Raw genomic sequence first — 16,998 nt, forward strand, 5'->3', positions numbered from 1 at the left:
CAGCAGTTCTGGCCTATCTCGGGCTCGCCATTCTGGGACTGGGTGGCCTTGCTGCGTTTTTCTCGCATCCGGCCCTGGTGATCATTGCCCTTGCGACGCTGGTGATGATGGGAGTTTCGCTGCTCACCGAAGTCAACTTGAGCTCCGGAGTACGTGAGGACCGGGACAACCGTTGGGTGCTACCGGTATTTGGGGTGATTGGCGTGTTGTCCGCGTTTATTCCGGCCTATACCGACCGAATGGACTTCTGGACCTTCGGTGGCGAAGGCATACGCTGGGTTGGTGCAATTCTATTCATTGCGGGCGGCGCATTGCGGATCTGGCCCGTGTTCGTACTTGGCAAACGCTTCAGCGGCCTGGTCGCCATTCAACCTGGGCATACGCTGGTGACTGACGGTATTTACCGAAGGCTGCGTAATCCGAGTTATCTCGGTTTATTGATTAACGCGCTGGGTTGGGCGCTGGCCTTTCGCTCCAGTGTCGGGATCGTGCTCGTCCTCCTGCTGCTCCCTGCCCTCATTGCTCGCATAAACGCCGAAGAAGACCTGCTGCGCAGTGAGTTTGGTGCCGAGTATGACGCTTACTGTGCGAAGACCTGGCGACTCATCCCCGGGCTCTACTGAGATCAGCGCCCGGTACTTGCACAGCCAACGCTTACTCTACCCCGCCGAAGCACGCGTCATACAGCGCTGATAACGCTCATCGACACGCTTGGCGAACCASGCCGTAGTGAGYTTTCGRGTGATTTTCGGGCTTTGCAACTGGATACCCGGCAGGATTGCCCTGGGCAGTGGTTTGCCTTCAGCCGTTTCCGCCAGCTCGAACACCTTCTTATATAGCTTGCTGTCTTCAAACTCGAGGCGGTTACCCAACTCCAGCTGATCCCTGATCGTCGTATTGCGCATGTCCAGCCGGTTACCCAACGTGCGCACCGCCAATTCCGTCGAACCCGGCAAGATCGAGTCGTAGCGAATCAGATCACCATCCAGTGCCAACGTGCTACCCGAGGCGCGATTGAGTGCACTCTGAAACGCGGCATTGCGGCTGGCGTACCAGCCGGCATTGAAATCGGCGAAGCGGTACAACGGTTGGCGGTAACTCACCGGGTAGCCGAGCAAATGTGTAATGCCGAAGTACATGCCGCCACGGCGACTGAATACCTCATGACGAATCGAGCTGTCTACCGGATAGGGATAGCGCTGTGCGTGCTGCTCGGCAAACGCGACACTGACCTGCATCGGGCCTGCGGTATGCACTGGATTGAAGCCACTAAACAGAGTCTTGCCCATCGGCACCCGACCAATGAAGTCATCGAATATCGCACTGAGCTCTTTCTCGCTGCGCACCGCATTCAAGCGCTCGCTGTAACTTTTGCCGTTGGTTGAGCTGACCTGCAAGGCTCCGCGCACCAACAGATCGGGAATGTGTGCCCTGGCAGCACGTCGATCGATTTCATCCCGGGCGATCTTCCCCAGCCCCGGCACTGTCGGGTCTGTTTGAAAGGTCGACTCCTGCTCGGTTACCGCCAGTACCGAACACAGGTTCTGCGTGGTGGGCGGGATCGCTTGTGCCGCAAACGCCGCATAAATGTCAGCGGCCCAACCTTCACGGTCTACGGTGTTGCTCGGCAACAAACGGGCAATCTGCGCTTTCACCTGTACGGGCGTCGGTTGAGCCGCTTGCCGAGCAGCCTGATTCGCGCAGCCGGCCAATAGCAGCAACGTAACTACACTCATGATCAATCGATGGGATCGCATTTTTTACATGGGTCCTTTTAAGCGCCCTGACCGCCGAGGATATCGCTTCTTGAGCCATTGCACCGAGGGAACAAGCACCTCGGTCAATCGGATCTAAACTGGATACACCCCTGTTCAGCGGGACTCTCGATCGAGGGCAACGACATGAACCGCAGCGATGTACTGATCGTTGGCGCCGGTCCCACAGGACTGGTCCTCGCGCTTTGGCTCAGCAAGCTTGGCATCCGCGTGCGCATCCTCGACAAGACCAGCGCACCCGGCACTACGTCTCGCGCCCTGGCGGTTCAGGCACGTACGCTGGAGTTGTACCGCCAGCTCGACCTCAGCCACGCCGTGGTGCAGAACGGCCACAAAGTACCGGCAGTCAATCTGTGGGTCAAAGGCGAACCGGTGGCGCGGTTACCGTTCGAGGACATCGGCAAGGACCTGACCCCTTACTCGTTTCTGGAAATGTTCCCGCAGGACCAGCACGAGCGACTGTTGATCGAACGCCTGGAGCAATTGGGCGTGGTGGTCGAGCGCGACACCGAACTGATCGGTTTCAGCGAACATGGCGGCAGCATTACCGCGCAGCTGCTCCTGCCCGACGGCCAGGAACATACCTGTCAGACCTGCTACCTGGCGGGTTGTGACGGTGCTCGTTCTACCGTGCGCAAGGCACTCGATATCGGCTTTCCCGGCGGCACCTACCAGCAAGTGTTTTATGTCGCCGACGTCGAAGCCTCAGGTCTGGCGCTCAATGGTGAACTGCATGTGGATCTGGATGAAGCCGACTTTCTGGCGGTTTTTCCGCTGGCCGGCGAAGGCCGTGCACGGTTGATCGGAACGGTGCGCGATGAACGCGCGGAGCAGGCCGAAACCCTCAAGTTTGAAGACGTCAGTAGCCGGGCCATCGAGCACCTGAAAGTTCAGGTAAACAAGGTCAACTGGTTTTCGACTTACCGGGTCCATCACCGGGTAGCGGACACCTTCCGCTTCGGGCGCGCGTTTTTGCTCGGTGACGCCGCCCATGTGCACAGCCCCGCCGGCGGCCAGGGTATGAACACCGGTATTGGCGACGCGATCAACCTCGCCTGGAAACTCGCCGCCGTTCTCAATGGAGCAGCCAACGACAAACTGCTCGACAGTTATGAAGTCGAACGCATGGCCTTTGCCCGGCGACTGGTGGCGACCACCGACCGGGTATTCAATTTCGTCTCCGCCGAAGGCGCAATGGCCGACGTGATTCGCACCCGCATTGCACCGTTCCTGCTACCCAAAATGGTCTCATTTGAATTGGCGCGCGAGTATCTGTTTCGTACGGTGTCGCAAATCACCCTGAATTATCGCGGGATGCCTCTGAGCGAAGGCCATGCTGGCCATGTTTTTGGCGGTGATCGCCTGCCCTGGGCACATGACAGCGAGACCGATAACTTCGACAGCCTGACAAGCCTCAACTGGCAGGTTCATGTGTACGGCGACACCAGCGAAGAAATGCTTGCCTGGTGCGCCGAGCATCACCTGGCACTGCACGTTTTCGACTGGCATCCGACCCACGAAGCCGCCGGGCTGGCGCGCAATGGCTTCTATCTATTAAGGCCCGACAGCTACGTGGCCGTCGCCGATCTGTCCGCTGACCCGAAAGTCATCGAGCGTTACTTCCGGGACCACGGGATCAAACCGTTCCTCTGGTAATAACGGCACACCCGGCGGCTTAGATTCCGCTCAACGCCAGGTCCATCGCAAAGTAGGTGAAGATCAGGTCCGCGCCCGCCCGCTTGATCGCCCCCAGGCTCTCGCGCACCACACGGTCCTCATCGATCGCACCGGCGGCGGCGCCGAATTTGATCATCGCGTATTCGCCACTCACCTGATAAGCCGCCAACGGCAAACGCGACGCTTCGCGGATATCACGGATAATGTCCAGATACGCACCGGCCGGCTTGACCATCAACGCATCGGCGCCTTCCTGCTCATCGAGCAACGACTCGCGTACCGCTTCACGGCGGTTCATCGGGTTCATCTGGTAACTTTTACGATCGCCTTTGAGCGCACTGCCGCCGGCTTCACGGAACGGGCCGTAGAGCGACGAGGCAAATTTGGTCGAATAGGCCATGATCGAAGTCTGGCTGAAGCCGGCTTCGTCGAGCGCCCGGCGAATCGCCTGGACCTGCCCGTCCATTGCCGCTGACGGCGCAATCACGTCCGCCCCGGCCCGTGCGGCGGCGACGGCTTGCTTACCGAGGTTGATCAGGGTTTTGTCATTGTCCACCTCGCCCGCGTGAATCACCCCACAGTGACCGCGATCGGTGTACTCGCAAAAACAGGTGTCGGACATCACGATCATCTCTGGCACCGCGTCCTTGCAGATCCGTGCCATACGCGACACCAAACCGCTTTCATTCCACGTGTCGCTGCCGCTGCCATCCAGGTGATGGGAGACCCCGAACGTCATCACCGACTTGATACCCGCCCGCGCATAGCGCTCGATTTCGCCTGCCAGTTTCGACTCTGGAATCCGCCGCACGCCGGGCATGCTGGTAATCGGCACGAAATCGTCGATTTCTTCTTCGACAAAGATCGGCAGCACCAGGTCATTGAGGGTGAACTCGGTTTCCTGGAACAGGCTGCGCAACTGTGGATTGCGACGCAAACGGCGTGGACGGGCTTCGGGGAACTGGCTGGACATGGGGTTTCCTGGCTGGAGGCCAACGGCCTGGACAAGACAAAAGTCATAAAGGAAGGGAGCTTATGCCCCTCTCCCCCGCCGACACAAACGTAAGTTGAGGAACAGTTTATTTCCGATTCGGTAACAGTTTGGCGGCGAGCAACGGTCAAGAAGCTCGCCAGCATTACAGATTCAAGCTGCCGTCGATGCAGGTCACGGCCGAACCGCCGATCCAGACTTCATCGCCGATCCGTTCGACCTGGATTCTCCCGGCGCGGCCCATGGTCAGGCCCTGGCTGACCACGTAAACATCCGGCGCCAACCCCTCGGCCAACAACCATTGGGCAACGCCGGCATTCAAGCTGCCGGTGGCCGGATCTTCGGGCATGCCGTCCCCGGAAATGAACGCGCGCACCTCAAACTGGGCCTCGTCGCCATCACGTTCGGGGTGCCACGGCGCAATGACGCCGACCGCCAGCCCGAGCATCTGCGAATAGTCGGGCTGCAGCGCCAGCACTTGCTCACGCTCAGCGAGCATCACAGCCAACCAGCCAGCACCGTTATCTACCCATTGCGCCCGAATAATCGCGCCGGCTTCCAGCCCGAGCCCAAGGCGCACCCGCTCCACCAGTGCCGCGTCCAGCGGGCCAGACTTGAGCAACGGTGGCGCGAGGAACGCCAGGTCAGTGCCACGGCGGCGGATGCGCACCAGGCCAACGGCACACTCCTGAATGATCTCCTCACCCTTGGGAATACCGCCAGCCTCCAGCCAGGCATGACAACTGCCCAGGGTCGGATGACCGGCGAACGGCAGTTCCTGCAAGGTGGTGAAGATTCGGACTCGATAATCGGCCCGCGAATCGCCGGGCTCCAGCAAGAAGGTGGTTTCGCTGAGGTTGGTCCAGGTCGCAAACGCCGCCATGCGTTCGTCACTCAGCTCATCGGCCCCCAAGACCACGGCCAACGGGTTACCCTTCAGTGCAACACGGCTGAAGACGTCCACCTGTTTGAAGTCGTATCGAGGCATTGCTCTTCCTTAAGCCGGGCTAGATAAACGGAGTCGTGACGCTTGCCGTCACTTGGGAATTTCCAGCCCGCGAATCACTGCCGGCCGAGCCAGGAATCGTTCCAGCACACGCAATACGTTCGGGAAGTTGTTGATCCCGACCAGGTCCCCCGCTTCATAGAAGCCAATCAGGTTGCGCACCCACGGGAACGTCGCGATATCGGCGATGGTGTAACGCTCACCCATGATCCAGTCGCGGCCTTCCAGGCGGCTGTCGAGCACTTTCAGCAAACGCTTGCTCTCGTCGACGTAGCGGTCACGCGGGCGCTTGTCCTCGTAGTCCTTGCCGGCAAATCTATGGAAAAAGCCCAACTGACCAAACATCGGTCCGATGCCCCCCATCTGGAACATCAACCACTGAATTGTCTCGTAACGTGCGGCCGATTCCTGCGCCAGCAGTTGCCCGCTTTTGTCGGCCAGGTAGATCAGAATCGCCCCGGACTCGAACAACGCCAGTGGCTGATCATCCGGCCCATGCGGGTCCAGGATCGCCGGAATCTTGTTGTTGGGGTTCAGCGACAAGAATGCTGGAGAGAACTGATCATTGGTGTCGAAACCCACCCGGTGCGCCTCGTAAGGCAAGCCGGTTTCTTCGAGCATGATCGAGACTTTGACGCCGTTGGGCGTCGGCAAGGAATAGAGCTGTATCCACTCGGGAAACTGCGCAGGCCATTTCTCAGTAATCGGGAATGCAGACAAATCGGTCATGGTGAACATCCAGTGACAGTTGAATGGCGATGATGGGGGTTGGTCGCGGCAGATGCCCGGCCTTCAAGGCGGTTAGATTATAAGCACGACGCTGATGGGGCCAGGTTAATTCAGAAACATTCTGTCGATAACCTTCCGGTCAGCCAGCCCGCTCCGCAGATAAAGTAATGCGTGCCGATTCGAATCGAACCAAAGGGTGCCCGTGGACTCCAAGGCTGCCCTTGCGTTAGACGAATCGCCCTCACGACATGAGAAGCACTTGAAGCCACGAGCTCCCGGTGTGATGTTTTGTCAGCCTTAAACGAATGCGCTGAAGAATAATAACTCAATGAAAAAGCACCTGAACTTCGTTAAAACCCTGAAGCCGCGCACCCTGGTGTTCTGTGCGGCCTTGCTCATGACCTGCGTCCTGTTCCTGGCGCTGGAAGCCAGTGAGAGCCGCGCCCAACCGGCTGACGGCACCCAGACCCTGGTATTCTTGCGCCACGCAGAAAAGCCCGCCGGAGGTCTCGGACAACTGAACTGCCAGGGGCTGAATCGTGCGATCAAGCTGGCAGAGCTGCTGCCAGAGAAATTCGGCAAGGCCAATTATGTGTTCGCCGCCAATCCGACACGCAACGTCGAGGAAGGCGAGTTCGACACCTCCTACAGCTACCTCCGGCCGCTGCTGACCATCAGCCCCACCGCGATCAAACTCGGGCTGCCGGTGAACATCGAATTTTCGGCCAACGACATCAGTGAAATGGCCGATGAACTGCTTCACGCCAAGTACCGCAACTCGATCATCTACACGGCCTGGTCCCACGGGTATCTGCCGGATTTGATCAACAAGGTGGCTGAAGAGGCCACCGGTGAAAAGCGCCCTATTCTTGACGACTGGCCATCCAACGATTTCGACTCGCTGTATGTGCTGACCCTGACCTGGCACAACGGCAAGGTCACCTTGCTCAGCCATCGTTACAAGCAAGAGCTGAACAACGGCCCGCAGACTTGTCCGACATAACAGGTCGGCTTGTGCCCGCCATTATCCGGGCCTCTGGACTAGACTGCACTGGAGTATGATGCCCCACTGTCCTAATTGTCCGGAGCCTCTTATGTCCAACTCCTTAGCGGTCCCCAACCGGGGCCTGGCGCTCTGGTGGAAACCCGCCCTGTTCCTGCTGGTTGCCTGTATCGGCCTCTACTACGTCAAGTGGTCGCCCTACTACCTCAAGGCATTCGTGGCCGCCGACAGCCACAGCATCGGCGCCTCGATCCTCAACGATGAACAAACCTCGCCGCTCACCGCTGCACTGGTGTATGCCAAGGTGTACTTCCTGGCGATCTGGAAAGCGGCCGTACTGGCGGTGATCCTGGGTTCGCTGTTGCAGGTATTGATTCCGCGAGACTGGCTGCTGCGATTGTTCGGCCGTGCCGGGTTTGCTTCGACCTTGCGCGGCGGGTTGTTCGCCCTGCCAGGCATGATGTGCACCTGCTGCGCCGCGCCCGTGGTGTCCGGCATGCGCCGTCAGAACGTCTCGGTGGGGGCGGCACTGGCGTTCTGGATTGCCAACCCGGTACTCAACCCGGCAACGCTAGTGTTCATGGGTTTCGTACTCGGCTGGGGCTTTACCGCACTGCGGCTGGTAGCGGGAATTGTGCTGGTGCTAGGTGTTTCGTTGGTCGCCCAACGCATCTCGCGACCCGATTACATGCCGGAGGCGGCGCTGGAAGCCGTGGCCGAAGCGACCCGCGCAACCGACGCACAACCCTTCCTGAGCCGCTGGGCGCGGACCTTGTGGCAATTGTTCTGGACCACTATTCCGATCTATGTGCTGGCAGTACTGGTTCTGGGCGCTGCCCGGGTCTGGCTGTTCCCGCACGTTGACGGCGCGATGGCCAACAGCTTGCTGTGGCTGATACCGCTGGCCATCGTCGGCACGCTGTTCATGATTCCCACCGCCGCGGAAATCCCCATTGTGCAAACCATGATGACCCTGGGTTTGGGCACCGCACCGGCCGTGGCACTACTCATGACCTTGCCGAGCATCAGCCTGCCGTCGCTGTTGATGCTGCGCAAGGATTTCGATACCCGGGTGCTGGTGACCGTAGCCGTGCTGACCATGCTGGTTGGCGTGATCTGCGGCCTGATCGGCGCGATGGTGCTTTAAACGGGGATTGCAGGCGCTGGTGTTAACCAGCGCTTGCGTCTCGATCTTAACGATTACCGCGCTCACGCAAATACTCGAGCACCGCAGCCTCCTCCCCCACAAACTCGATTCGGTCGCCTTTCTTCTCGCGCTGGAAGGCGTACATCGGGTCGTAATACTCGTTCAACAACCCTTCGATCCAGCCACGGTGCAAGTCCACTGCACCGCTGCGTGCCTGCTCGGCCAACGCGCCCTCCATCAAATCGAACATGCGCTGATGACGCTCGCCACCCAGGCGTTTGCTGATGTTGTTGAGGCTTGCCAGCATACGCTCGGAGAACTGTGCGAACCCCTCGTCGCCATGTACAGCGACGAATTCCGCGCAGAGATTCACCACGTAATCGCGCAGGATCCGCTCGACCCGGTCTTGCAGGCTGTCTTCGAGCCAGACCATCGGAAAACGTTGCATGCCCTGAYACAGCGGCAGCGGCAAGGCACAGCTGCCGACCATGCGGCTTTCATCTTCGAGCACGAACTGTTCAATGCCACGGGCACGCTTTTTCAGCACGTCCACCGCCAGGCGGTTCTCGAAGTCGATGTTGCCGGGCTGACCGGTCGCACGCTTGCCGAAGCTGGAACCGCGATGATTGGCATAACCTTCAAGGTCCAGACCATTGCTCAATTGGGTGAGGACATCGGTTTTGCCGGTGCCGGTCATGCCGCCGAGCAACACGAAATCGCACTGTTCGACGGCCTGGTCGACTGTTTCCAACAAGAAAGTCCGCATCGCCTTGTAGCCGCCACCGACCCGAGGGTAGTCGATGCCGGCCTCGTCCTTGAGCCATTGCTGGACAATCTGTGAACGTAAACCGCCGCGAAAGCAATACAGGTAACCGTCGGGATTGGCCCGGGCAAAATCAGTCCAGGCCTGGATACGCGCGGCCTTGATCTCGCCCGAGACCAACTGATGCCCGAGCACAATGGCGGCCTGCTGACCATGCTGTTTGTAGCAGGTGCCGACCCGCTGGCGCTCGTTGTCCGTCATCAGCGGCAAGTTGATCACCCCAGGGAACGAACCCTTGGTGAACTCGACCGGCGCGCGGACATCCATCATCGGCCGGTCGTTGAGGAAGATGTCGCGGTAATCAGTGAAATCGATAAGCATCAAATCACCTCTACCGCGTTGCTCTGTCGCTCAACCAGTTCACCGATCGGCGCCAGGTTCAGGCCCAGTTCAGCGGCAACAGCGAGAAACTGCTCGTTGCCCTCGGGCGTCACGGCAACCAGCAAACCACCGCTGGTCTGTGGATCGCACAGCACGCGCTTGTGCAGTTCCTGTATGCGTCCGACCTTGTTGGCGTAGCTGTCAAAATTACGCAGGGTACCGCCCGGCACACAGCCTTGATCGAGGTAGTACTCGACACCCGGCAAACGTGGCACGCGGTCGTAATCAATACGCGCGGTCACGCCGCTGCCATCGGCCATTTCCACCAGATGCCCCAGCAACCCGAAACCAGTGACGTCAGTCATGGCGGTCACGCCGTCGAGTTTGCCGAAACGGCTACCGGGTTTGTTCAGGGTGCACATCCAGTCACGGGCCAGGCCGACATCGCTGGCGCGCAGCTTGCCCTTCTTCTCGGCGGTGGTGAGGATACCGATGCCCAATGGTTTGGTGAGGTACAGCAAGCAACCGGCGGTCGCCGTGTCGTTGCGCTTCATATGGCGCTTTTGCACCAGCCCGGTAACCGCCAGGCCGAAGATCGGCTCCGGCGCATCGATCGAATGCCCACCAGCCAATGGGATACCCGCCTCATCGCAGACCGAACGGCCACCGCGAATCACTTCCCGGGCAATCTCTGGCGCCAGCACGTTGACCGGCCAGCCAAGGATCGCAATCGCCATCAACGGATCACCGCCCATCGCGTAGATATCGCTGATGGCATTGGTGGCGGCAATGCGACCGAAATCGAACGGATCATCGACAATCGGCATAAAGAAGTCAGTGGTCGACACCACGCCACGCTCATCATCGATGGCATACACCGCCGCATCGTCGCGCGATGCATTACCCACCCAGAGCTTAGGGTCGAGATTCTGCGCGCCGCTGCCGGCCAGAATCACCTCCAGCACCTGAGGTGAAATCTTGCAGCCACAACCTGCGCCGTGGCTGTACTGGGTCAGGCGAATCGGCTCGCTCATGGGGGGCACCTCTGGAATTCAAGTTCAACAATTCTAACAGAGCACAGCGTAAGCGCTGACTGAGCCTGCCCCGCTTTCGAGCAGACACGCTCGCCGAGGAGGCAAATTGCTAACCAAAACGTCAGCTAATTCACAAAATTTCCCTTTATTTCAATCGCCTGCTCCAAGTTGGTCCGCAACATGCAAACGTTTGCGTCAGTAACATGAACGCTTGATCAATGCCTGAGCGTTCACGTTCAGCCAACCACTGCACGAACAGGGATTTTCAATGCACACCACTTCCAGACGCACCGCGTCCTGCCCCACTGTTGCTGTTTCGTTGCTACTAAGCGCCGTTACGGGACTACTCAGCTTCGCCGCCGTGGCTCAAGAAAAAACCGTTGATGAGTCAGCCCAAGGCGAGACGCTCAGCGCTGAAGCCAGCCCACCGAAAAAAGGCGCGTACCTGTCGGACTGGTTCAATCAGGACCTGACGCTGATCGGCAGCAAGGACATCAGCTTCGGCCCGCAACCGGCCGACGATGTTTACCTGGAGTACGAGTACTTCGGGCGCAAGGGGCCATTCGAGCTGTATGGCTATATTGACGCCCCGAAGATCCTCGGCATTGGCAACAGCCACGACAAAGGTGCCTGGGATCACGGTTCGCCGTTGTTCATGGAGCACGAGCCACGTATTTCCATCGACTACCTGGCGGGTCGCAGCCTGGCGGTCGGGCCGTTCAAGGAATGGTATGTCGCGTTCGACTGGATCTACGACCACGGCAGCAGCACCGCCAATCGCGCCAACACGCTTTACAGCGGCCTGGGCACCGACATCGACACCCATTCGCGGGTCAACCTGTCGGCCAACTTCTACGGGCGCTATCAGTGGGAGAACTACGGCGCCAGCAATGAATACTCATGGGATGGTTATCGCGCCCAGTTGAAGTACATCGTGCCCATCGACCGCTTCAGCAACGGCGCGTCACTGACTTACATCGGCTTCACCAACTTCGACTTTGGTTCGGATCTGCATAAAGACAATCCGGCACGCACGGCCAACGCCACCGTGGCCACTAACGTATTGCTCTATTCATTCACGCACCTGCGCTTCACCCTGGTCGGGCGTTATTTCCATAACGGTGGTAACTGGGAAGATGGCAGCGAGTTGAACTTCGGTGAAGGCAACTTCCGCGCTCGCTCCGATGGCTGGGGCTACTACGCGGGTGTCGGGTATCAGTTTTGAGTGACAAGCTGCTTCGCTATCAACATTTACCAAGGAGGTTCCATGCACACCGTCACACGCCTTTCTCTGTCCGCCGGTCTGGCCTGCAGCGCCCTGCTCTCTTCCAGTGTCTGGGCGGTAGAAGCCCCGATCACACCGAAAGTCATGCTGATCAGCATGTTCGCCCCGGAAGCGCAAACCTGGATTGATCGCCTGGAGCTCAAGCAGGAGATCCGCGTACCGGGGCTTTCCGCCGAGTACCCGAACATTCGCTGCAATACACAGCAGGTGTGCCTGATGGTCACCGGCATGGGCCAGACCAACGCCGCGGCATCCACGCTGGCATTGGCCCTGTCGCCGAAATTCGACCTGCGCAAAAGCTATTTCCTGATCGCCGGAATTGCCGGCATCAACCCGCACCACGGCACTATCGGCACTGCAGCGTGGGCGCATTATCTGGTGGAGTTCGGCACGCAATGGGAACTGGATTCGCGGGACGCTCCCAAAGAGTGGCCGACCGGTTACATCGGCATCAACACCAAAGGTCCTAACGAAAAACCGCCGCTGGACTACAAGACCGAAGTCTTCGAACTCAACCCGAAGCTGCAAGCCAAAGCCTTCGCCCTGAGCGCAAACGTTGCACTGAGCGAAAGCAAAGAGTCCGCTGCATGGCGGATGAAATATCCCTACGCGCCGGCCAATCAACCGCCGGTGGTCACTCAATGCGACACCCTGGCCGGCAATACCTGGTTTTCCGGAACACGCTTGAGCGAACGTGCCGAAGTCTGGACCCGCTTGCTGACGGACAACCAAGGCGTTTACTGCACGACTCAGCAGGAAGACAACTCGACGTATGAAGCACTGCTGCGCGCCAGCCGTGAAGGCCTGGTGGATATCCAGCGCCTGGCAGTGGTGCGCGCCGGTTCCGACTTCGACCGTCCGTATCCGGGTTACAGCGAAGTCGACAACCTGCTCAAGTACGCCGATCAGGGTGGTTTTGTGCCGGCCCTGGAAAACCTCTACCGCACCGGCAACCCGCTGGTGCAGGAGATTCTGAAGAACTGGTCGGCGTGGGAGAACGGTGTGCCTGAGGCCTGAGGCGACATCAAAAAACCGTCCGAACGAACCCCAAACCTTTGGCTGCGCTTACAAAGGTCGTCGATTACAAAAATTGTGAGCACAGCAGAATAAATGTGGGAGCGGGCTTGCTCGCGAAAGCGGTCTATCAGTCACATTGATGCTGAATGTGCCGCCGTCTTCGCGAGTAAGCCCGCTCCCACACTGATCGGGTCACGGCAACAAAATCACCTTGTCGCCACCGCCCTGATTCACCTCGGCATAACGCTCAAGCCCCTCGGCCAGTGGCGACTCCACCAGCCCTTCCGGCAACGGCAACAACCCGTCATCGAAGAACCGGCCGAACTGTTCAAGCATCGCCGCGCAGGCTTCGACGCCGTACAGCAACGAGTTTATCCCGACCACCGAACCACCCCGGCGATACAGCGCCAGCGCCGGCAACTGCACCAGGCCGTCGACCGGCGCGGCGATAATTGCGATGCGGCCGAAGGTAGCCAGTGCCGCTACCGACGCCGGCAGCCAAAAACCGGTGGTGTCGAAAATCACGTCGGCACCGCCCGTGAAAATCGCATTGACCTGAGCGCCCAGCGCTTCCGGTGTTTCCAGTTGAATCGTGTTAAAGCCCTGGGCCTGCAAGGCCTTGACCTGCTCGGGACGTCGTGCCGCCGCCAACACCTCGGCACCGCGAATTTTTCCCAGCGCCAGCGCTGCACTACCCACCGCGCCACCACCGATCACCAGTAAACGGGTTTGCGCAGTCACCAGGCTGCGTTCCAGCGCATCCCACGCTGTGGTGTAGGGCACGCCAAGGCTCGCAGCCTGGGCAAAGCTCAAATGCGTTGGCTTGAGGGCGACGCCCTTGGCCGGCAGCTTCACGTATTGCGCATGGGAGCCATCGGCGAAGAAACCCAACTCGCGGCCCGTGCCCCAGACTTCCTGACCGATCAGCGCCTGTGGCCCTTCAATCACCACACCGGCAAAGTCACGACCGGGAATCCGTGGCAGCGTGGTGTAGGGAAAACGTCCGAGCACGTTCTTCACGTCGCTGGGATTCAGGCCCGCAGCCTTGATCTGCACCAACACCTCGTTGGCACCCGGAACCGGGGTGGGTACCTCGACGTAACGCAGGGCCGCCAGATCACCGGTTTTATCGAATTGCAGTGCTTTCATGGGAATGTCCATCTGACAAATGAAGAGATTTCAGGAGATCCAGCCAGCGACCAGTTGCCGCCCCATYGGCCACAGCTGTTCACCGGCCAACATGCCCAGCAACCCCACCAACGCAATGGCCGGTGGCGCGGGCGAACGAAAATCCAGCGCGCCGTAGAGCAAGCCAACGCCAAGACCGATGGCCAGTGAAATGAGGTAGTTCATGCTGAGCTCCGTGTAATCGGGGATACACAGAGTCTAGAGAGTGGTCGCCAAAGCGATCGGCCAAGTACTTCAGGATTTCGGCCAAATGCCCTGCTACGGCGCTGAGCTGAAATCACCTTCGCGGGCAAACTGCGAGGGTGGAACACCCAGCTCGCGGCGAAACATGTCGCTGAAGCTGCTCGGCGAATAGCCCAGCTCCCGGGCGATTGTGCTGACCGGCACGCCCTGGATCAGCTCGGCGACTGCAATCGCCAATTGCACCTGACGCCGCCATTCGGCAAAGCCCATGCCCAACCCATCCTTGAACAACCGCGCCAGGGTGCGCACACTGGCGCCGGCATTTTCGGCATGCTGTTCGAAGGGAATATCCAGAGACGGTGCGGCCATGACCGCCTGACAGAGATTGACCAGCCGCCGCTCGGCGTTGTCCGGCATGGGAATCTTCAACAGCGAACGTTTCGCCCGTTTCAGCTCCAGCAAGGCCAGCCCCACCAGCGCCTCGTAGTACTCCGCCGAGCCACTGTCGCCCTGCTCCACCAACCCGAGAATCAACTCGCGCAGCAAGCCGCCGACCTCGATCACCTGAACGCTGCTGTCCAGCGTCGCGGCCAACGCCGGGCGCAGGTAGATATTGCGCATCTGCAGGTCCGAGACCACCCGAATCCCGTGCACCACCCCCGGTGGCAGCCAGACCGCCCGTTGCGGCGGCACGACCAACGCTTCGTCGGGTGTCTCGACCCACATCACTCCGCTCATCGCATACAGCAACTGGCCCCAGACATGTTCGTGCGGCTCGATGTACAGGCCGCGCGGATAGGTGCGCGCCAACGGTTGCACCGGCACATCGGTGTCGCTGAGATCAGGCGGAGCGGCAAGGGCCATGGGCAAGAATCGTGATGTAAGGGAGAAGGCCCCATGGTAACGAGGCGCCACGACTGCCGCCAGTTGACACCTTCGCACAACGTGGAGCGCAAGCGGGCTCCACGTTCAGGCAGAGGTTATCAGCCGTGAGCCCCCTTGGCGCACTTGCAACCCGCCGAGGTGCAGGCTTCGCCGTGTTCATGATGCTTGGCACAACCCTCGCAGCAATAGTGTTTACCGTGGCGGACGATAGAGTGCTCACCCAGTTTGCAATTACAGTTGGGGCAGGCGCAGGTCGTTGCTTTCATCTATCTGACTCCATGCGTGTGGTCGTCCAGAGGCGGCACCAATGCCGCCCCTGAAGCAATGACCGCACAATGAATACCGGTTCCGATGACGTGACAGGCGGCCTTCGCTCATCTCTTAGGGTAGTCGATGCACTCGCGACCATGACCTGCGATTGCGATCTGCGTACCCACGCTCGCCAGCCACATGACCTCACGTCGCCTCTCGCGCCCTGACTCAAGATCGCGCTGGAGTGATCAAGGTTGGCCGTGGGATGATCGCCGCCACTGCGCGATTACCCCGGAGAGTTTGCATGTCGTTGAGTAAAAAAGCCGTTGTCCTGTTGCTGACAGCGGTCACCAGCTTCGCTGCCGGCAAAACCGTCCTGATCATTGCTGAAAACACCTTGCCCAATGGCCTGAACGTCAAAGACAACGACACTGTGTTTCTCGACGAATCAGTGTCCGGTTTCGCCACTCAGCAACGCGAAGCCTTGCCTGACTTCAACAAGCAAAGCGAGAAAAGCCTGACCGTCAAAGGCCTGGGCCTGCGCCAGATCGACAGCACCGCCACCCAAGGCGGCGGTCTGACGCTCGACACCAGCCTGCTGGCTGGCTCCGGCACACGCATGATGCTGATCCAGATCATCTCCCGCGCCGACGACAAGGCTGGGCATGCGGCGCTGGTCAAACAGATCCTTGGCGATAAATAAGCCCCCGGCTACTGATTGATCCGCAGCAGCCAGGCGTTCAAAWCCTGCATTTCGGCCGCACTGATGGTGTGGCCGACGCCTGGATAGGCATGAAATTCCGGCGTGAGCGCAATGCTCTGCAACAGGCTGTTGGCCTCGCTGCCATCGCTGTAGGGCAGTTTCAGGTCGGCCGTCCCGTGACCGATGAAAATCGCCAACGGCTCAAGCGCCTTGTCGGCCTTGAGCTGCGCTCTCAACACTGGCAAAACCTTGCCGCTCAACGCCGCAATCCCGCGCACCGCCTCGGGATGACGCAAGGCAACTTCATACGACATGATCGCGCCTTGGCTGAACCCCACCAGAAACACCTTGTCGGCCTCGGTGTGATACTTCTTCGCTGCCTGCGCCACGAAGTCACGGATCAACCCCGCGCTAACGTTCAGGTCTTCAGTTTCACCGTCATAGGCGCCTTCACCCTTCTTGCGAAACCACTGATAACTGTCCGCCTCCACCGCCTGCGGCGCCCGCACCGACAGATATGTGTACTGCGTCGGCAACTCATCCTTGATGTTGAACAGGTCCTCTTCGTTACTGCCTGAGCCGTGGAGAAAAATCACCAACGGCTGATTGCGTGAATCAGGGTTGGACTGCTCAAGGTACGGCAACGGCAAATCATCGTTGAGCGCCGCATGGGCAACGGAAGACACCATCAACATCAACACAGCAAGAACACGGAACATGGACCTTCCCTCGAATACGGCAAATTCGCGCCAGAGCCTAACACCACAAGAAGCGCTTTCGAAAACCAACCCACCACTCAGGCCGGCTATCAGGCCGCCGTGCTGTTGCTTTTGATCTTGATCCACCCGCCCCTTTCGGGAGGCCGAGTGGAGGTGTTCATCAGGGGGTGGGCGCGCAGCGCCGTACGGCGCAGCCGGACACATCGAGAGGAGGTCGTCGCGAAGCAGACCGTAGGCGATGCCCCCTGATGGACACCGGA

The 16,998-nt window shown here is 59.6% G+C and carries 17 protein-coding genes and 1 pseudogene; 7 read left to right on the top strand and 11 right to left on the bottom strand.

Annotated features, from left to right (window positions below; genetic code table 11):
• Positions 1-623: methyltransferase family protein (locus AC1DH9_RS05660; protein ID WP_477807908.1), on the top strand; the 623-nt coding region annotated here is incomplete at its 5' end.
• A gap of 36 nt (positions 624-659) precedes the next feature.
• On the opposite strand, the gene AC1DH9_RS05665 is transcribed toward AC1DH9_RS05660, so the two are convergent.
• A complete protein-coding gene (locus AC1DH9_RS05665) occupies positions 660-1,757 on the bottom strand; it encodes a DUF1615 domain-containing protein (RefSeq protein WP_427546738.1) in 1,098 nt (365 codons plus the stop codon).
• A gap of 144 nt (positions 1,758-1,901) precedes the next feature.
• Between AC1DH9_RS05665 and AC1DH9_RS05670 the strand changes: the two genes are divergently transcribed.
• On the top strand, positions 1,902-3,431 hold the full coding sequence (locus AC1DH9_RS05670) for an FAD-dependent oxidoreductase (protein WP_427546741.1): 1,530 nt from the start codon (positions 1,902-1,904) through the stop codon (positions 3,429-3,431).
• Between the two features lie 19 nt (positions 3,432-3,450).
• Here AC1DH9_RS05670 and hemB read toward each other — a convergent pair whose 3' ends face one another.
• The 3 genes from hemB to AC1DH9_RS05685 form a co-directional block, all read right to left on the bottom strand.
• Entirely contained in the window at positions 3,451-4,425 is a 975-nt protein-coding gene (hemB, locus tag AC1DH9_RS05675; protein WP_442114831.1) for a porphobilinogen synthase, read from the bottom strand.
• A 163-nt stretch (positions 4,426-4,588) separates the two neighbouring features.
• Complete coding sequence (locus AC1DH9_RS05680; protein ID WP_427546747.1) at positions 4,589-5,431, bottom strand: PhzF family phenazine biosynthesis protein; 843 nt, start codon at positions 5,429-5,431, stop codon at positions 4,589-4,591.
• Positions 5,432-5,479: 48 nt separating this feature from the next.
• Entirely contained in the window at positions 5,480-6,178 is a 699-nt protein-coding gene (locus tag AC1DH9_RS05685; RefSeq protein WP_427546749.1) for a glutathione binding-like protein, read from the bottom strand.
• Between the two features lie 328 nt (positions 6,179-6,506).
• Between AC1DH9_RS05685 and AC1DH9_RS05690 the strand changes: the two genes are divergently transcribed.
• Both AC1DH9_RS05690 and AC1DH9_RS05695 read left to right on the top strand, forming a co-directional pair.
• Positions 6,507-7,181 (top strand): histidine phosphatase family protein, encoded by a 675-nt coding sequence (locus tag AC1DH9_RS05690; RefSeq protein ID WP_427546752.1) that lies wholly within the window; start codon positions 6,507-6,509, stop codon positions 7,179-7,181.
• Between the two features lie 91 nt (positions 7,182-7,272).
• Positions 7,273-8,328 carry a permease gene (locus AC1DH9_RS05695; RefSeq protein WP_427546754.1) on the top strand — a complete coding sequence of 352 codons (1,056 nt, stop codon included), beginning with the start codon at positions 7,273-7,275 and terminating at the stop codon, positions 8,326-8,328.
• A gap of 46 nt (positions 8,329-8,374) precedes the next feature.
• Here the strand turns inward: AC1DH9_RS05695 and mnmH are convergent, their stop codons facing one another.
• Both mnmH and selD read right to left on the bottom strand, forming a co-directional pair.
• Positions 8,375-9,472 carry a tRNA 2-selenouridine(34) synthase MnmH gene (gene mnmH / locus AC1DH9_RS05700; RefSeq protein WP_477807909.1) on the bottom strand — a complete coding sequence of 366 codons (1,098 nt, stop codon included), beginning with the start codon at positions 9,470-9,472 and terminating at the stop codon, positions 8,375-8,377.
• Positions 9,472-10,506: a selenide, water dikinase SelD gene (selD, locus tag AC1DH9_RS05705; protein ID WP_427528162.1), complete on the bottom strand. Its 1,035-nt coding sequence runs from the start codon at positions 10,504-10,506 to the stop codon at positions 9,472-9,474. Before selD ends, mnmH begins: the two co-directional genes overlap by 1 nt.
• Positions 10,507-10,774: 268 nt before the next feature.
• Between selD and AC1DH9_RS05710 the strand changes: the two genes are divergently transcribed.
• Positions 10,775-11,731 carry a nucleoside-specific channel-forming protein Tsx gene (locus tag AC1DH9_RS05710; protein WP_427546759.1) on the top strand — a complete coding sequence of 319 codons (957 nt, stop codon included), beginning with the start codon at positions 10,775-10,777 and terminating at the stop codon, positions 11,729-11,731.
• Positions 11,732-11,773: 42 nt separating this feature from the next.
• Complete coding sequence (locus AC1DH9_RS05715) at positions 11,774-12,808, top strand: purine-nucleoside phosphorylase (protein WP_427546761.1); 1,035 nt, start codon at positions 11,774-11,776, stop codon at positions 12,806-12,808.
• A 192-nt stretch (positions 12,809-13,000) separates the two neighbouring features.
• Here AC1DH9_RS05715 and AC1DH9_RS05720 read toward each other — a convergent pair whose 3' ends face one another.
• The 4 genes from AC1DH9_RS05720 to AC1DH9_RS05735 form a co-directional block, all read right to left on the bottom strand.
• Positions 13,001-13,957: a quinone oxidoreductase family protein gene (locus AC1DH9_RS05720; protein WP_427546764.1), complete on the bottom strand. Its 957-nt coding sequence runs from the start codon at positions 13,955-13,957 to the stop codon at positions 13,001-13,003.
• A 30-nt stretch (positions 13,958-13,987) separates the two neighbouring features.
• A complete protein-coding gene (locus AC1DH9_RS05725; RefSeq protein WP_071554717.1) occupies positions 13,988-14,161 on the bottom strand; it encodes a DUF1427 family protein in 174 nt (57 codons plus the stop codon).
• 93 nt (positions 14,162-14,254) lie between these two features.
• Positions 14,255-15,043, bottom strand: a complete 789-nt coding sequence (locus AC1DH9_RS05730; protein ID WP_427546766.1) for an AraC family transcriptional regulator — start codon at positions 15,041-15,043, stop codon at positions 14,255-14,257.
• A 119-nt stretch (positions 15,044-15,162) separates the two neighbouring features.
• Positions 15,163-15,330, bottom strand: a complete 168-nt coding sequence (locus AC1DH9_RS05735) for a metallothionein (protein ID WP_427546769.1) — start codon at positions 15,328-15,330, stop codon at positions 15,163-15,165.
• A 353-nt stretch (positions 15,331-15,683) separates the two neighbouring features.
• Between AC1DH9_RS05735 and AC1DH9_RS05740 the strand changes: the two are divergent.
• Positions 15,684-16,019, top strand: a pseudogene (locus AC1DH9_RS05740) (hypothetical protein); the annotation flags it as partial.
• Positions 16,020-16,027: 8 nt separating this feature from the next.
• On the opposite strand, the gene AC1DH9_RS05745 reads toward AC1DH9_RS05740, so the two are convergent.
• Positions 16,028-16,738 carry an alpha/beta hydrolase gene (locus AC1DH9_RS05745; RefSeq protein ID WP_477807910.1) on the bottom strand — a complete coding sequence of 237 codons (711 nt, stop codon included), beginning with the start codon at positions 16,736-16,738 and terminating at the stop codon, positions 16,028-16,030.
• Positions 16,739-16,998 lie beyond the last annotated feature (260 nt).

This window comes from Pseudomonas sp. 05T35 (assembly GCF_056396605.1).

What these genes read in the sequence shown, in the direction of transcription:
- AC1DH9_RS05670 (WP_427546741.1), top strand. Translation starts at nt 1,902, where the DNA reads ATGAACCGCAGCGATGTACTGATCGTTGGCGCCGGTCCCACAGGACTG.
- AC1DH9_RS05720 (WP_427546764.1), bottom strand. Translation starts at nt 13,957, where the DNA reads ATGAAAGCACTGCAATTCGATAAAACCGGTGATCTGGCGGCCCTGCGT.
- selD (WP_427528162.1), bottom strand. Translation starts at nt 10,506, where the DNA reads ATGAGCGAGCCGATTCGCCTGACCCAGTACAGCCACGGCGCAGGTTGT.
- AC1DH9_RS05715 (WP_427546761.1), top strand. Translation starts at nt 11,774, where the DNA reads ATGCACACCGTCACACGCCTTTCTCTGTCCGCCGGTCTGGCCTGCAGC.
- AC1DH9_RS05690 (WP_427546752.1), top strand. Translation starts at nt 6,507, where the DNA reads ATGAAAAAGCACCTGAACTTCGTTAAAACCCTGAAGCCGCGCACCCTG.
- AC1DH9_RS05710 (WP_427546759.1), top strand. Translation starts at nt 10,775, where the DNA reads ATGCACACCACTTCCAGACGCACCGCGTCCTGCCCCACTGTTGCTGTT.
- AC1DH9_RS05695 (WP_427546754.1), top strand. Translation starts at nt 7,273, where the DNA reads ATGTCCAACTCCTTAGCGGTCCCCAACCGGGGCCTGGCGCTCTGGTGG.
- AC1DH9_RS05685 (WP_427546749.1), bottom strand. Translation starts at nt 6,178, where the DNA reads ATGACCGATTTGTCTGCATTCCCGATTACTGAGAAATGGCCTGCGCAG.
- AC1DH9_RS05735 (WP_427546769.1), bottom strand. Translation starts at nt 15,330, where the DNA reads ATGAAAGCAACGACCTGCGCCTGCCCCAACTGTAATTGCAAACTGGGT.
- AC1DH9_RS05680 (WP_427546747.1), bottom strand. Translation starts at nt 5,431, where the DNA reads ATGCCTCGATACGACTTCAAACAGGTGGACGTCTTCAGCCGTGTTGCA.
- AC1DH9_RS05730 (WP_427546766.1), bottom strand. Translation starts at nt 15,043, where the DNA reads ATGGCCCTTGCCGCTCCGCCTGATCTCAGCGACACCGATGTGCCGGTG.
- hemB (WP_442114831.1), bottom strand. Translation starts at nt 4,425, where the DNA reads ATGTCCAGCCAGTTCCCCGAAGCCCGTCCACGCCGTTTGCGTCGCAAT.